This window comes from Streptomyces sp. NPDC111744 (assembly GCF_055634995.1).
In genome coordinates this window covers 315,737-330,132 of record NZ_JBVKCG010000006.1, presented here as the reverse complement: position 1 = coordinate 330,132, position 14,396 = coordinate 315,737, and the positions used below count along the sequence as shown (strand labels likewise).

Genomic DNA, 14,396 nt, shown 5'->3' with positions numbered 1-14,396 from the left:
TCGCAGGGGCGCGGGATCAGACCTGGGTCCGCTCCTCGACCACCTGCACGATCTTGGCGATGGCCTCGTCGAACGGAATGCCGTTCTCCTGCGAGCCGTCGCGGTAGCGGAAGGAGACCGAGCCGGCCGTCATGTCCTCGTCGCCCGCGATGACCATGAAGGGCACCTTCTGCTTCTGGGCGTTGCGGATCTTCTTCTGCATCCGGTCGGACGACGCGTCGACCTCGACCCGCAGGCCCTTCTTCTTGGCCTCGGCCGCGAACTTCTGCAGATACTCGACGTGCCCGTCGCCGATCGGGATGCCGACCGCCTGCACCGGCGCCAGCCACGCCGGGAAGGCGCCCGCGTAGTGCTCAAGGAGCACCGCGAAGAACCGCTCGATGGAGCCGAACAGGGCGCGGTGGATCATCACCGGGCGCTGCTTGGAGCCGTCGGCCGAGGTGTACTCCAGGTCGAACCGCTCGGGCAGGTTGAAGTCGAGCTGGACGGTCGACATCTGCCAGGTGCGGCCGATGGCATCCTTGGTCTGCACGGAGATCTTCGGGCCGTAGAAGGCGGCGCCGCCCGGGTCGGGGACGAGCGGGAGGCCCTGCTTCTCGGCGACCGCGCGGAGGGTCTCCGTGGCCTCCTCCCAGACCTCGTCGGAGCCCACGAACTTCTCCGGGTCCTTGGTGGACAGCTCCAGGTAGAAGTCGGTGAGACCGTAGTCGCGCAGCAGGTTCAGGACGAAGGTGAGCGTCTTGTCGAGCTCCTCCGCCATCTGCTCCTTGGTGCAGTAGATGTGCGCGTCGTCCTGCGTGAACCCTCGGGCCCGGGTCAGGCCGTGCACGACGCCGGACTTCTCGTAGCGATACACCGTGCCGAACTCGAAGAGGCGCAGCGGCAGTTCACGGTAGGAGCGGCCGCGCGCGTCGAAGATCAGGTTGTGCATCGGGCAGTTCATGGGCTTGAGGTAGTAGTCCACGCCCTCGTCGAGCTGCATGGGCGGGTACATGCCGTCGGCGTACCAGTCCAGGTGCCCGGACGTCTCGAAGAGCTTCCCCTTCGTGGCGTGCGGGGTGTAGACGAACTCGTAGCCCTCCTCCTCGTGCCGGCGGCGCGAGTAGTCCTCCATCACCCGGCGGATGATGCCGCCCTTGGGGTGGAAGACGGCGAGGCCGGAGCCGATCTGCTCCGGGATGGAGAAGAGATCCAGCTCGTTGCCCAGCTTGCGGTGGTCGCGCTTCTCGGCCTCGGCGAGGAAGTCCAGGTACTCCTTCAGCTCGTCCTTGGACGGCCAGGCGGTGCCGTAGATGCGCTGGAGCATCGGGTTCTTCTCGCTGCCGCGCCAGTAGGCGGCCGCGTTGCGCATCAGCTTGAACGCCGGGATGAGGCGGGTGGAGGGCAGGTGGGGACCGCGGCAGAGGTCCTTCCAGCACAGCTCGCCGGTCTTGGCGTCCAGGTTGTCGTAGATCGTCAGCTCACCGGCGCCGACCTCGACGTCCGCGCCGTCGTCGCTCGACGCCGAGCCCTTGAGGCCGATCAGTTCGAGCTTGTACGGCTCGTTCGCCAGTTCCTCGCGGGCGGCCTCGTCGGTCACCGCGCGGCGGGAGAACTTCTGCCCCCGCTTCTGGATCTCCTGCATCTTCTTCTCGATGGCCTTGAGATCCTCGGGCGTGAACGGCTTCTCGACGTCGAAGTCGTAGTAGAAGCCGTCCTTGACCGGCGGGCCGATGCCCAGCTTGGCCTCCGGGAAGATCTCCTGGACGGCCTGCGCCATGACGTGCGCGGTGGAGTGGCGGAGGATGTTGAGACCGTCCTCGGAGGCGATCTCGACGCCCTCGACGGTTTCGCCGTCCTTCGGCTCGTACCCGAGGTCCTTGAGCTCGCCGCCCACGCGCGCGGCGATGACCGAGCGCTCACCGGCGAAGAGCTCGGCGGCCGTAGTGCCCGTCGTCACCACGCGCTCTTCCCGCTCGGAATCGCGTTGGATGATCACACGGACGTCTGACACCGGTCTCTCCTGCCTGAAGGTGGATGCGGCGCCATACCAGGAGCGCGCGCAATACCGGATCGTACCGACCCGGCCCCACCGACCGCTAAACGGTCACCCACAGTCCGCGCTCAGTCGCAGTCGTCGCCGCTGCACGCCTCCTCGAAGAAGTCCAGGTTCTCCTGCAGCGACTTCATCAGCCGGTCCCGCTCGGCCTCGTCCACCTGCACCGGTACGACCCCGGAGGCACCGGACAGCCGCCGGAACCCGCCCCGGCTCTCCAGCCGCCCGTGCACCCGCACCGGGAGCCCCACGAGGTGGGCCTGCCCGGCGATCCGGTAGTCCTCCTCGTCGAGGGTGACCCGGACGTACGGCACCTCGGCGCCGGCGATGACCCGCAGCCGTACCGCGCCCTCGCCGCGCTGCTCCGAGCGGCGCATCCGGACCACGGTGCCGGTGATCCGGACCGGGACGGACGGTTCGTCACGCAGGAAGCGGGCGCCGGCCTCGCGCAGCACGGGGAGGTCGCCGGGTGAGAACTCGACGGGCTCGGCGGTGGACGCGCAATCGTCGGGGACCCCGGCGCCCGGGGCCCACTCGACGGAGATCCGGGCGCCCTCGGTGCCGCGCACGAGCGTGACCAGGGCGTCGGTCAGTTCGCGGCTCACGCCCGCCTCGACGGCTCCGTCGAAGGCGTCCATGCCGCCGGTGGCCCGCTGGTAGTCGATGGCCTCGCGGGCGGCGTACAGGGCCTGGTGGAGGCGTACGGCGAGGGGCCGCCCGGTGCCGACGGGCACGAAGGCGGTCAGGCCGCGGCCGCCCTCCGCCGAGCCGACGAGGACGGACTCCAGCATGGCGGCGGCCGCACGCTTGTGCCGGGCGCCGTAGTAACCGGCACGCGCGCGGGTGGCGAGCGCGCCGGCCAGCAGGGTCTGCCGGACCGCGGTGCGCAACTGCTCCTCGACCGTCCAGGGCGCGGCGTCCACGGGCCCGCTCGGCACATCCCGCCACCAGCGGATCTCGTCGCTGGGCACCGCGAGCCCGACCAGCACCTCACGCGCGGCGGGCGTGCCGCTGCGCACAAGAGCCGTGAGCGCCTCCCCGAGCAGATCGTCACTGTCCGGGAAGGCGCGGCTCTCTGGTACGAGCAGGCTGGTGCCGGTGCTGCCCGGCCCGGGTGGGGTCCAGCGGCCGTAACGCCCCGGGGCTCCCCCGCGCCGCTGCCAGCCGTGCCGGCGCAGCAGGGCGCCGAGCACGGCGGGGTCGACCTCGGTGGGCTCGGGAGGACGGTGCCAGTGGGGGTCCACGGGATGCGGCCGGACTTCCCGGAACTGCTCCTCGTACGGACGGTGCCTCATGGTCGTCCTCCCGTCCCGACCCGCGTCATGATCTCGCAGAGCGCCCGGTCGTCGAAGATGCGCGAGGTCGGAATCCGCACGGTGGTCCGGTTCCGGCCGGTGATCGGGTGCCCTGCCAGGTTGACCCAGTAGCAGCAGTGGCGCAGATCGAGCCGGTCGTGGCTGGCGCGCAACCAGTCGTCCTGGGAGCGCGGAACCAGCATCACCACGAGGATCTTGTGCACCGACACCGGTGTGCGGGCGAGCTTGCGCAGGTGGTCGTTGTCCAGCGTGAAGGAGAAGAAACGTCCCGGCGGGTTGGGTGGGATCTGGTACGTGCACTTGAGCTGCACCTTTATGGTCACCTCGTCGTCGACGGTGTGCCCGGGCGAGCCATGGCTGACGTGCCAGTCGATGCCGTTGTCCGGGAATGGCTGCGAGAGCGAGCAGCCGGCCGCCGCGGCGACGGCGTGCAGATATCCCACCTGCAGTGTCTCCATGCAGGCGGTGGTGGCGAGTGTGCCGCGATGGGGGCCCGTGCGTTCGGGCAGCAGCCCGCCCCGCTCGGGCTGCGCTATCGCCATGACCAACAGCCTTCCCAGCCAAAGAGTTTCCCCGTGGCGGGCCGCTGAACTGCAAAGACCCGCACTCCTGTTGTGTCCTTCCGGCGTACGCCGCAAACGGCCCGGGTATCACCAAACGGGCAGAAGACGGAACGTCAGCTGCCGTGGGTGAACGAGGAGTTGTATTGGCATGACGTGCTGGTACGAGGGGCCCTTGGCGGCCTTCGACACGGAGACCACGGGCGTGGACGTGGAGACCGACCGCATCGTGTCCGCCGCGGTCGTCGTCCAGGACGCCGCGGGCACCCGGCCCCGGGTGACCCGCTGGCTGGTGAACCCGGGCGTGCCGGTGCCGGAAGCGGCGACGGCGGTGCACGGGCTGACGGACGAACACCTGCAGCGCAACGGCCGTTGGCCGGCGCCGGTGATGTACGAGATAGCCGAGGAACTGACCGAGCACGCGGCGATGCACCGCCCACTGGTGGTGATGAACGCGCCGTTCGATCTGACGCTTCTGGACCGCGAGTTGCGGCGGCACCGGGCGTCTTCACTGGACCGCTGGTTCGAGGCGAGCCCCCTGCTCGTCCTCGATCCGCGGGTCCTGGACAAGCATCTGGACCGCTACCGCAAGGGCCGCCGCACCCTGACCGACCTCTGCGCGCACTACGAGGTCACCCTGGAGGGGGCGCACGACGCGGCCGCCGACGCACTGGCCTCGCTCGATCTCGTGCGAGCGCTGGGCCGCCGTTTCGCGGCCCGGCTGGAGCGCCTGAGCCCCGCCGAGCTGCACACGTTGCAGACGACGTGGCACGCGGCGCAGGCGCGCGGCCTTCAGGCCTGGTTCGCGCGCAGCGGCACACCGGAGACGGTGAACACGTACTGGCCGCTACGGCCGGAACTGCCGACGGCGGCGTGAGTGACGGGGCACCGGCACCCCGGCGCCCCGTCACACGAAAAAGGCCGGCCCGCTGGTGCGGACCGGTCTTCCCGGTGGTGGGCGATACTGGGTTCGAACCAGTGACCTCTTCGGTGTGAACGAAGCGCTCTCCCACTGAGCTAATCGCCCGGGAACGCAGTGAACGATACAGGGACCGGCGGGTTTCGTTCAAACTGCTTGCAGGTGCCTGAGCAGTCCCCGCCGCCCCGCCCGCATCATCAGCCGGTGGTTGACGCGGAAGAACGGCCGCCCGGGGACCGCCAGTCGGCGCAGCAGCGGCTTGTTGACGTCGACGACCTGGTCGTAGCGGGCGAGGGTGCCGGTGCCGTCGGCGGTGATCGTCCAACGGGACCAGCCCTCGATGTCGCCGGTCATCACGATCTCCAGCACCCCGGCGGCCGGGTCGCGCCGCGTCTCGCGTGCGGTGAATGTCATGTCGTACGGCAGGACCGAGCGGATGGTGATGACGCCGGTGGTGTCGTTCAGCCGGCTGACCGTACGCACCTGCGGCCACCAGCGCGGGTAGTCCTCGACCCGCTCCAGGGCCTGGTAGACGGCGGTGGACTCGGCGGCCAGCGGCCACAGGCTGCGGAAGCGGTAGTGGGTCCAGTCCATGAGCGGAGTCTGCCCCACCGGGTCGACCTGAGTACGCGTACTCATGCCGTACCGAGTGACCTGGACCACACTCATGGGTGCGAGCGCCGCCGCCCGTGCGACGGCGCTCCCCCGCCTTCTTATGAGGGCATCCTGTCGCCCAGCAGGGCGAGGTTCTCGATGGCCGCGAGCCCGTACAGCGCGGTGTCGTTCGAGGACACCCAGCTCGCCTCACTCCCCGCGACGAGCGTGACCGGCCCGGAGAGCGGCTCGGTCTTCCACGGCGAGGACTCCGTATAGCCGTCCGAGCTGTAGAACTTCGTCCACGCGCGCTTGGCGAGCGTCTCGTCGCCGGTCTGTACGGCGGCGTAGGCGTCGAGCCGCGAGTGGCCCTGGAAGAGCAGCAGGGTGCCGAAGTTTGAGCCGTAGCGTGCCGCCTGTTCGGCCTTGGTGGCGTTGAAGTAGCGGCAGTAGTCGAAGTACACCTCGTTGAACTTCGGCATGTCGATCAGGTGGATGAGTTCGGCGCAGAGTTCGTTGAGGCCGAAGACCGCCGAGAGATGCGAGACCGAGACGACCGGAGCGGTCGCCGTGGCGAACCTGCCGGTGTCGAGGTCGTACAGGCCGCTGCCCTGGACGAAGCCGTTGGGCTGGGCGGCGATGCCCTCCATGGTCGACAGCACACGTGCCTTGGCCTTCTCCCACTTGGGGCCCTTGCGTTCCCACTCGGTCAGCCAGGCCGACACCAGGCCGCTCCAGTCGGTGCCGAAGCCGATGGAGAGGGCATGCCGGTCCGGGGTGTAGGGGTCGGTGCGGACCTTGCGGAGTGGGTCGAGGACGAGGAAGGTCTCGTCGGAGTCGACGTTGGCGGCCATGAGGTCGCCGACGCGTTCGTCGGCGGTGAGGAAGTAGTAGAAGCGCCGGTAGGTGGTGTTGGAGATGCGCTGCTGCTTGGCGCTGTCCGCGAAGTGCTGGACGCCGTGCCGGGTGCCGAGGCCGGCCCACTGTCCGATGTGGTAGACGTCGACCTCGCCGGTGTGCCGGGTGAGCGCCTCCGCGAACCGGAAGATGTCCGAACGCCCGCTTCTGAGGTACGCGTACCAGAGCCAGAGGTCGGGTGAGAGTTCGGAGTTGTCCCAGGCGTACCCGCCGACGTCGTACCGCCACTGGTGGCGCACGGTGTCGTAGGTGTGCATGAAGTCGCCGTAGTCCCAGAAGCCGTACCAACGGCGTTGCTCCACCTGGTCCTTGTAGTAGGTGAAGAGGAAGTCGAGGTGGTCCTCGATCCTGGCCTTGGCGGCGGTGGAGCGGTCGGGCTCGGAGTAGAGGCCGGGGCCGAAGACCTTGGCCTTGATGAGCTGCTTGGGCGGGGCGGTGAGCTGGGGCAGCGTCCGTACGGCCTCGACCTGCGCGGCGAGGGCCTCCGGCGCGGGCGTCGACTCGTTGGCCCAGAAGAGGAGTTCGGAGGTGCGGGCGATGCCGTAGGGCGTGCCGAATTCGGGCTCGTAGTCCTCGTAGGTGATGTTGAGGCCTTCGAGTTGTTCGGCGTAGGTGTCCTGGCCCATGCCGTCGTGGTAGAAGCGCAGGTCCATCGGCTGGGCATCGGGCGACCAGAGCCAGAGGGTGACCTCGGCCTCGTCGGTGTGGGCGTCGCGGATGTCGAGTTGGGCCGGGAACTTCTCCCAGAAGTCCCGCAGCCCGAAGGAGAATCCGCCGCTCGCACCACCGACGTAACCGAAACCGGAGGCCCGCTTGCCGCCGCCGGCCGCGATCCAGCCGTACCCCTTCTTGGTGCGCTTGCGCAGGGTGAAGCCGTCGGCGGAGAGCTGGGAGAGGGTGTAGTCGCCCCAGTGCGGGATGTACTGCAACCGTGTCGTCACCCGCTGGTCCCAGGTGGACGGGTCGGGCAGCTTCTCCCCCGCGTACTGGGCCGCCTGCACGGCCGCGCCCGGGTCGCGCCGCAGCCCGGTGATGCCCTGGACGGCCTCCCGCAGCAGGCCCGTTCCCTCGCCGCCGAGGCGGATGTGCCGGTCGTAGGCCTCATCGCGCATCGGCACGCCGAAGCGGACACCGAGCCCGCGGATGAAGTCACCGCTCGCCTTGCCCGGCTGCTGGGTGCCGTCGTAGGTGATCGTGTGGACCATCCGGAAGGAGTCGGCGCCCGCGTAGAAATAGAGACGGAGGGAGAACGGCAGCCAACTCCGGCTTCCCTTGCGGTGTTTGCCGTCGATGCGGACCACGGCCCGGACCGGGCCCTCCTGCTCGACGGTCACCGCGTCGATGGCGCCGTCGAAGCGCTCGGTCCTGACCGTGCCCTGGTCCTCGTCCTCGATCTCGGGCTGGCGGATGAGGACGAGCCGCCCGTTCCTGGCGATCTCCGTCGCACCACGGGTGACCGACTTGATGAGCGTCGAGCCGTTCTTGCCGATCCTCACGCCGATCACGCCGGTGGACACGTCGATCGTGCCGCCGCTCTTGTCGACGGTGACCTTCTGGGAGGGGGCGGCCGGGGTGCCCGCGGCGAGCGTGAGCTTGCCGTTGCCGGAACTCACCGCGTGGGCCGTCCACTTGAGGGAGCCGTCCGGCCAGTAGGCGATCGGCCAGGACTGGACGGGCACGTCCTGGCCGTCCTCGTCCGTCAGCGCGAAGGCCTGGTCCTCCTGGAACGTGCCCTTCGGCCAGGGCACTCCGACGGTCGAGCCGGGCGCGGCGCCGAGACCGCCGTCCTCCAGCCAGTCGAGGCTCACCGGGTCCGCGTCGGCGGCTGCGGCTCTGGGCGCGGCCTGCGCCTCCTTCGCGCCCAGCGCCCAGCTGAACTGGGCGGCGGCACCGGCGACGGCGGCCGCCTTGAGAAGGGACCTGCGGGGGATGGGAGACATGGTCCGCCTTTCCTTTCCGTCCACATGCGGTTAGTCAGGGGCATGACAGTGAGAGGTGCGGCGCCGGGAGACGCCATCCCTGGGTATGAGGCTGGTCAGCGGCGGCGCCGGTGGCGCTCCTCCACGGCGACGGACGCCGCCGCGACGGCACCCAGCACCGGCACCGCCAGCGGCGCGATGAGCAGCGCGGAACAGACCACCAGGACCGCTCCCCCGACGAGCAGGAAGGATCCGCCGGGGTCGAGGACGGTACGGCGGCCGGCCGCCGCGAGCAGGGTGCGCCAGCGGTCGCCCGGCGCCCAGACGGCCGCCGCGCGCAGGCCTGCGACGGCGAGACCCATCACCGCGAACAGGCCGACGGCCCCGACGAGCGGCCCGCCCGGCAGCCCGGCCCGCACGGCCTGGACGTCCACCCAGGCGACGGCGACCGCACCCCATCCGGCGAGCCCGACCAGCCGGCCGCCGCGCAGGGCGCTACGGAAGTCCTCGACGAAATCCCGCCAGCCGCCGCCGACCTGGCCGGTGCGGCGGCGCAGATGGCGGGCGCCGGCGGCGAAGGCGGCCGGGTAGGTGACGACTCCCAGGGACGCGACGGCGATCCACACGCCGGTGAGCAGGCACTCGGCGAAGACGCCGAAACGATCCGAGAAGGCGGTGGACTCAGCCCGTACGTCGTCGGCCACGGCCTCAGCCCTTCAGTCCGGAGGTCGCCATTCCGTCGATCAGATAGCGCTGGAAGGCGAGGAAGAACAGCAGCACGGGCAGCAGCGCGACCAGGGACATGGCGATCATCCCGCCGTAGTTGGCCGCCACGCCGTCGGAGTCGCGGAACATCATCAGGCCCAGGGAGACCGTGTACTTGCCGGGCTCGTTGAGGTAGATCAGTGGGCCCATGAAGTCGTTCCAGGCGTTGATGAAGGTGAAGATCGCGCTGGTGATGAGAGCGGGCCGGCACAGCGGCAGCACGATCGACCAGTAGATACGGAAGTGCCCGCAGCCGTCGAGCCGGGCCGCCTCGTCCAGTTCCCGGGGCAGGTTCCGCATGAACTGCACCATCAGGAAGACGAAGAAGGCCTCGGTGGCGAGGTACTTCCCGATCAGCAGGGGCGTGTAGGTGTTGATCCAGCCCAGCTTCTGGAACATCACGTACTGCGGGATCAGCAGCACGTGGTACGGCAGCAGCAGGGTGCCGATCATCAGGGAGAAGAGCAGGTTGCGGCCGGCGAAGCGGATCCGGGCGAAGGCGTAGGCGGTGAGCGAGCAGGAGATGAGCACGCCTACGACGGCGCCGAGCGCGTAGAAGAGGGAGTTCTGGAAGAAGGTCCAGATCGAGATGTCCGCGATGCCGTCGGCGAGGCCCTTGAAGTTGGACAGGATCGGGTGGGACGGGACCAGCTGGAGGCTGTTGACGATGTCCTTGCTGGGCTTGAACGACGCTCCGACGACCCAGACGACCGGATAGAGGATGACCGCGAGGATCAGCAGGGCGCCGAGGTGCCAGGCGAGCGAGCCGGTGCGCTTGTGGGAGAGACCGCTGCGCTTCTGCAACAGACCGGGGGAACTCATCGGGAGACCTCCTCGTAGTGCACCCACTTCTTCTGGGACCAGAAGAGGACGGCCGTCACCAGGGCGACGGCGAGCAGCAGCATCCAGGCCATCGCGGCGGCGAAGCCCATCTGGGCGTTCTTGAAGCCCTGCTCGTAGAGGTAGCAGGTGTAGACGAGCGTGGCGTCGGCCGGTCCGCAGGTGCCGTTGGAGACGACATAGGCCGAGCCGAAGATCTGGAAGGAGTGGATGGTCTCCAGGAGCACGTTGAAGAACAGCACCGGAGAGATCATCGGCAGGGTGATGTTCCAGAACTTCCGGAACGGGCCTGCGCCGTCCATCTCGGCCGCCTCGTACAGCTCCTTCGGCACCTGCTTCAGGCCCGCCAGGAAGATGACCATGGGCGCGCCGAACTGCCACACGGTCAGCGCGACCAGGCAGTACAGAACCCAGTCGGCGTTGCCGACCCAGCCGCCGACATGCCAGCCGAAGAAGGTCTGGCCACGGTCCACGATCGCGCCGTCGGAGAACAGGGACCGCCAGACGAAGCCCACCGAGACACTCGCGCCGATCAGTGAGGGGGCGTAGAAGGCGGCCCGGTAGAAGGCCTGGCCGCGCCGGCTCCGGGCGAGGAGCAGGGCCACCCCGAGGGCGAGCAGCAGCTTCAGCGGGGTGCCGATGACCACGTACTTCGCGGTCACCTCCACCGACTTCTGCCAGCGGGGGTCGTCGAACATCTTGGTGAAGTTGTCGAACCCGACCCACTTCGGGGTGTTGAAGAGGTTGTAGTCGGTGAACGCGAAGTACAGCGAGGCCACCATCGGGCCCGCGGTCAGCAGCAGGAAACCCGCGATCCACGGTGACATGAAGAGGTAGCCGGCGAGGTTCTCACGCCGGCGGCCCGGCCGCCGCCCGGTGGTGGTGGAGGCGGCCGAACGCGTCCCGCGCGCCGCGGGGAGGGAATCCTTGACGAGCGTCACGGCACGTCCCATCAGGCCTGGAAGGCGGCCTCGGACTCGGTGAAGAACTGCTTCACCGCGTCCGCGACCTTGGTCTTGCCCTGTCCGAGGTCGCCGCCGATACGCAGGAAGGCGGCCTCGATGGTGTCGGCACCGGAGGGGTGCGGGGTGATCGTGCCGAGGACGCCCGCCTTGGCGGTGTCGTCCTCGTACTGCGCGATCTCCTTGTTCACCGTGTCGGTCGGCTTGAACGCCGCGTACTGCTCGGTGCTCGCGAGGATGCCCCGGTCGTAGCCCATGATCCTGCCGACCTCCGGGTCGTGGACCATGAAGTCGATGAACTGCGCGACCTCCTTCGGGTGAGCGGTACGGGCGGAGGCGCTCAGCATCAGGGAGGCCAGGTACTGCCCGGTGTGCTTGCCGTCCATGGTCGGGATCGGGGCGAGGCCGTAGGTGCTGTTGCCCTCCGACGAGTAACGGACGGTGAAGTTGTCCCAGGTGAACTCCGAGGCGCCGTGCCCGGCCGACAGGGAGGACTTGGGGACGTCCTGGGCCACGACCTTCGGGTCGGTGACGATGCCGGCCTTGACGCGGTTGTAGCCGTCGGCCCACCACTCCGTCAGATCTGCCTGGTCGAAGCCGAGTCCGTCCTCGGTGTAGAACGCCTTGCCGTTCTGCCGGAGGTAGAGGTCGTAGAGGTACATGATGGCGAAGTAGCCGGTGTCCCCCGCGACCTTCGTCCTGTCGTGGATGGTCTTCAGGGCCTTGAAGTAGTCGTCCCAGGTCCAGCCCGTGTGCGGTTCGACGCCGGCCTTCTCGAAGACCTTCTTGTCGATGACGAGCGCCATGGTGTTGGAGCCGACGGGGATTCCGAGCTGCTTGCCGTCGACCTCGCCGACCTTCGTCACATCGGCCCGGAAGTGATTCAGGCTCAGATTGCCTGCCTGAACCTGGGACTTGAGGTCGAGGAGAATTCCTCGCTTGTCGTACTTCCGAAGAAAGGTGACGGCATTCTGGAAAACGTCCGGGGGATTTCCCCCCGCGGCCTGTGTCTGGAACTTCTCCCAGAACGATTGATATGTCTGGAAGTCCGTCTTGACCTTGATCTTCGGGTACTTCTTCTCGAAGAGCTTGATGGTCTGGTTGATCTTCGTGGCGCGTTCCTCGGCACCCCACCACGAGTAACGGATCGTCACCGTCCCGTTCCCGGAACCGCTTCCGCCACCGCACCCGGTCGTCGCGGCGAGCCCGAGCGCGACCGCCGAGGCCCCGGCCGCCTTCAGAACGGTCCGCCTCTCCACATTCCTGCTCGTTCCCACAGTCGGGCCCCTCCCCGCAGCGTCGCCGACGCCTGCATGAATCGTTTCAAGTAAGCGCTTGCTGGCACAAGTTACGGAGGGGCCGGTGAGGCGTCAATGATTCGGACAGGAATTTCTTGTGGCCGGGGGCGGCGGAGCGGCGCGGTGGGGTGCGGGCACGGTGGCTGTCGGGTGGGTGACGTCGCAGGTGAGGGACGTGCGGTCGGGCGGCCGAACGTGAAGTGGCTTGCGGGGGCGGCAGTTGCGGGTTGGCTTCGACGAGCGGTTCGGAGTGGCGGCGAGGCCGGACCGAAGAGCATGTCGAGATCGACGAGGAGGGCTGCGCGGAGGGGCGGGGCGGCCCGCAGATCCCCTTCCACGCGGCGGCCCCGTCGGTCCGACATCGAGAGGTGGGACACGGTCACGCACTGGCGATTTCAGCGGCGCCGAGCCGGACGGCGGGGAGATACCTCCGACCACTCCGACCCGGCGGGCCCCGTCCAGCGGCCTTGCCCTGAAGATCGCCGTCCGCCTGTGCCGGTACCTACCTGAGCCATCAGCCGACCAGCGGCCGAGCGTGTACGACCGTGATCGCCCTCGCCGCCGCGGACGCTCAAGAAACTGTCCGCACCGTGCGGAGCGTGACGGAGCGCGACGGAGGCGATGCCACGTACCTCGACCTGCGTCGACTGCCGCCGTTGCCTTCGCCGCACCTGCCCGCCGTACGGCGGGCAGGTGCGGCGAAGGGCGGCAGGGTGGGGCAAGGCTCGTCGTACCGCTCCGCAGGAGCAACGACCGGCGGCAGTCCGCCCGCGCAGTGGACGCAAGCAGGGCAAGCGCGCAGGCGACGCGCTCGGCGGCGTCCCGCCGGAGTCGCACCGGCCCCACCCGACCGCGACACCGGCCCGCAGCAGCCCTGCCGAACGAGGTAGCTGTTCCCGCCGGAGCCCCGCCCCTCCCCGCTCCTGAAACAACTGCGGCCCACCTGCTCTCTCGCAGGTGGGCCGCAGTTCCGGGTGGGCGATACTGGGTTCGAACCAGTGACCTCTTCGGTGTGAACGAAGCGCTCTCCCACTGAGCTAATCGCCCGGACGCAGGAAGAACATTACCCCATGTCAGGGGGTGCCCCCGACCAGTCGCCGGGGCCCGCGGCCGTCGGCCGGGTCACTCCTCGATCTTCCAGGGCATCACGACGCCGAACTTGGAGAGGTATACCCCGGCCAGGCCGGCCACGATCACCAGGCCGACCGTCGTCAGCGTGATGTTCCGGCGGCGTACCTTGGGGTCGAGGGCCTTCTGGGCCGCCTCCGTGACCTTGCGTTTCGTCCAGCGGAGCACCAGCTGGGCCCAGACGAACTCGGTCGCCCAGATCGCCATGCCGCCGAAGATGATCACCCAGCCCGGCCCCGGCAACGGCAGCAGGACGATGCCCACGACGACCACCGCGAGGCCGACCGCGAAGACCCCGACCTGCCAGCTGAGGTGCAGCATCCGACGTGCCTTGATGAACTCGGGCGCCCGCGATCCAAGTCCCCGCTCGTCGCGCGCCCCGTCCTCCTTCGTTCCGACCACCTCGCTCCCGTCCGAGGCCACGGCGACCTCGCCCGGTTCGTTACTCCCCGTATTCATACGACCAAACCCTACCTGAGCGATTCCTGTCACCGGAATGGTCGTAGCTCTCGTACGGGTTCTCGGCCGGAAGAGTTACGTAAACACACGCAAAACACTCAGAGGGGTTTACAACGGCACCGTAGGTGGCATGTCGATTTCGCCGACGTGCGAATCCCCGAGCGCACACTGAGCGAAAGGCCCTGGCGCTTATGAACACCACGGTCAGCTGCGAGCTGCACCTGCGCCTCGTTGTGTCGAGCGAGTCCTCCCTGCCTGTCCCCGCAGGCCTGCGGTACGACACGGCCGACCCCTACGCCGTGCACGCCACCTTCCACACCGGAGCCGAGGAGACCGTCGAGTGGGTGTTCGCCCGCGACCTCCTCGCCGAGGGGCTGCACCGGCCCACCGGCACCGGCGACGTCCGCGTCTGGCCGTCCCGCAGTCACGGTCAGGGCGTCGTGTGCATCGCCCTGAGCTCTCCGGAGGGGGAAGCCCTGCTCGAAGCCCCGGCGCGGGCCCTGGAATCCTTCCTGAAGCGAACTGACGCCGCCGTGCCGCCCGGCACGGAACACCGGCACTTCGATCTCGATCAGGAGCTCTCGCACATTTTGGCGGAGAGCTAGGGCGACGCCCCTCAAGCCGCCCGGCGCCGTCCACTCGGGGAGACGGCTCGGGCCTAGACAACCGCATACGGCAGCACC

General features: G+C 68.9%; 12 protein-coding genes and 2 tRNA genes. 2 read left to right on the top strand and 12 right to left on the bottom strand.

What is annotated here, in order from left to right; genetic code table 11:
* Nucleotides 1-16: 16 nt before the first annotated feature.
* From thrS to ACZ7OO_RS16615, 3 genes are all read right to left on the bottom strand, one after another.
* Entirely contained in the window at nucleotides 17-1,993 is a 1,977-nt protein-coding gene (thrS, locus tag ACZ7OO_RS16625) for a threonine--tRNA ligase (protein ID WP_471505345.1), read from the bottom strand.
* Between the two features lie 110 nt (nucleotides 1,994-2,103).
* Nucleotides 2,104-3,330, bottom strand: a complete 1,227-nt coding sequence (locus ACZ7OO_RS16620) for a hypothetical protein (protein WP_471505343.1) — start codon at nucleotides 3,328-3,330, stop codon at nucleotides 2,104-2,106.
* Nucleotides 3,327-3,893: a DUF4365 domain-containing protein gene (locus ACZ7OO_RS16615; RefSeq protein ID WP_352219907.1), complete on the bottom strand. Its 567-nt coding sequence runs from the start codon at nucleotides 3,891-3,893 to the stop codon at nucleotides 3,327-3,329. The genes ACZ7OO_RS16620 and ACZ7OO_RS16615 overlap by 4 nt, the downstream gene beginning before the upstream one ends.
* A 169-nt stretch (nucleotides 3,894-4,062) precedes the next feature.
* Here ACZ7OO_RS16615 and ACZ7OO_RS16610 point away from each other — a divergent pair, with 169 nt between their 5' ends.
* On the top strand, nucleotides 4,063-4,788 hold the full coding sequence (locus tag ACZ7OO_RS16610; RefSeq protein ID WP_471505342.1) for an exonuclease domain-containing protein: 726 nt from the start codon (nucleotides 4,063-4,065) through the stop codon (nucleotides 4,786-4,788).
* A 75-nt stretch (nucleotides 4,789-4,863) separates the two neighbouring features.
* On the opposite strand, the gene ACZ7OO_RS16605 is transcribed toward ACZ7OO_RS16610, so the two are convergent.
* The 9 genes from ACZ7OO_RS16605 to ACZ7OO_RS16565 all read right to left on the bottom strand — a co-directional run bounded on the left by ACZ7OO_RS16605 (nucleotide 4,864) and on the right by ACZ7OO_RS16565 (nucleotide 13,713).
* A tRNA-Val gene (locus ACZ7OO_RS16605) sits at nucleotides 4,864-4,938 on the bottom strand.
* Between the two features lie 39 nt (nucleotides 4,939-4,977).
* Nucleotides 4,978-5,424, bottom strand: a complete 447-nt coding sequence (locus ACZ7OO_RS16600; RefSeq protein ID WP_471505562.1) for an SRPBCC family protein — start codon at nucleotides 5,422-5,424, stop codon at nucleotides 4,978-4,980.
* A 119-nt stretch (nucleotides 5,425-5,543) separates the two neighbouring features.
* The gene (locus tag ACZ7OO_RS16595) at nucleotides 5,544-8,282 is read right to left on the bottom strand and encodes an exo-rhamnogalacturonan lyase family protein (RefSeq protein ID WP_471505340.1); all 2,739 of its coding nucleotides are present in this window, start codon (nucleotides 8,280-8,282) and stop codon (nucleotides 5,544-5,546) included.
* 95 nt (nucleotides 8,283-8,377) lie between these two features.
* Complete coding sequence (locus ACZ7OO_RS16590; RefSeq protein WP_471505339.1) at nucleotides 8,378-8,965, bottom strand: hypothetical protein; 588 nt, start codon at nucleotides 8,963-8,965, stop codon at nucleotides 8,378-8,380.
* 4 nt (nucleotides 8,966-8,969) lie between these two features.
* Nucleotides 8,970-9,848, bottom strand: a complete 879-nt coding sequence (locus ACZ7OO_RS16585; protein WP_471505337.1) for a carbohydrate ABC transporter permease — start codon at nucleotides 9,846-9,848, stop codon at nucleotides 8,970-8,972.
* Nucleotides 9,845-10,807, bottom strand: a complete 963-nt coding sequence (locus ACZ7OO_RS16580) for a carbohydrate ABC transporter permease (protein WP_471505336.1) — start codon at nucleotides 10,805-10,807, stop codon at nucleotides 9,845-9,847. Before ACZ7OO_RS16580 ends, ACZ7OO_RS16585 begins: the two co-directional genes overlap by 4 nt.
* Nucleotides 10,808-10,818: 11 nt before the next feature.
* Nucleotides 10,819-12,105, bottom strand: coding sequence for an ABC transporter substrate-binding protein (locus tag ACZ7OO_RS16575; protein WP_471505335.1), 1,287 nt, complete (start codon nucleotides 12,103-12,105; stop codon nucleotides 10,819-10,821).
* A gap of 996 nt (nucleotides 12,106-13,101) precedes the next feature.
* A tRNA-Val gene (locus ACZ7OO_RS16570) sits at nucleotides 13,102-13,173 on the bottom strand.
* 75 nt (nucleotides 13,174-13,248) lie between these two features.
* A complete protein-coding gene (locus ACZ7OO_RS16565) occupies nucleotides 13,249-13,713 on the bottom strand; it encodes a TIGR02611 family protein (RefSeq protein WP_471505333.1) in 465 nt (154 codons plus the stop codon).
* 191 nt (nucleotides 13,714-13,904) lie between these two features.
* On the opposite strand from ACZ7OO_RS16565, the gene ACZ7OO_RS16560 reads away from it, so the two are divergent.
* Nucleotides 13,905-14,318: an SsgA family sporulation/cell division regulator gene (locus ACZ7OO_RS16560; RefSeq protein WP_004002642.1), complete on the top strand. Its 414-nt coding sequence runs from the start codon at nucleotides 13,905-13,907 to the stop codon at nucleotides 14,316-14,318.
* Nucleotides 14,319-14,396: the final 78 nt, after the last annotated feature.

Excerpts from the sequence above, each read along its gene's own strand:
- ACZ7OO_RS16610 (WP_471505342.1), top strand. The coding sequence starts at position 4,063 with ATGACGTGCTGGTACGAGGGGCCCTTGGCGGCCTTCGACACGGAGACC.
- ACZ7OO_RS16600 (WP_471505562.1), bottom strand. The coding sequence starts at position 5,424 with ATGGACTGGACCCACTACCGCTTCCGCAGCCTGTGGCCGCTGGCCGCC.
- ACZ7OO_RS16615 (WP_352219907.1), bottom strand. The coding sequence starts at position 3,893 with ATGGCGATAGCGCAGCCCGAGCGGGGCGGGCTGCTGCCCGAACGCACG.
- ACZ7OO_RS16585 (WP_471505337.1), bottom strand. The coding sequence starts at position 9,848 with ATGAGTTCCCCCGGTCTGTTGCAGAAGCGCAGCGGTCTCTCCCACAAG.
- ACZ7OO_RS16560 (WP_004002642.1), top strand. The coding sequence starts at position 13,905 with ATGAACACCACGGTCAGCTGCGAGCTGCACCTGCGCCTCGTTGTGTCG.
- ACZ7OO_RS16620 (WP_471505343.1), bottom strand. The coding sequence starts at position 3,330 with ATGAGGCACCGTCCGTACGAGGAGCAGTTCCGGGAAGTCCGGCCGCAT.
- ACZ7OO_RS16565 (WP_471505333.1), bottom strand. The coding sequence starts at position 13,713 with ATGAATACGGGGAGTAACGAACCGGGCGAGGTCGCCGTGGCCTCGGAC.
- ACZ7OO_RS16595 (WP_471505340.1), bottom strand. The coding sequence starts at position 8,282 with ATGTCTCCCATCCCCCGCAGGTCCCTTCTCAAGGCGGCCGCCGTCGCC.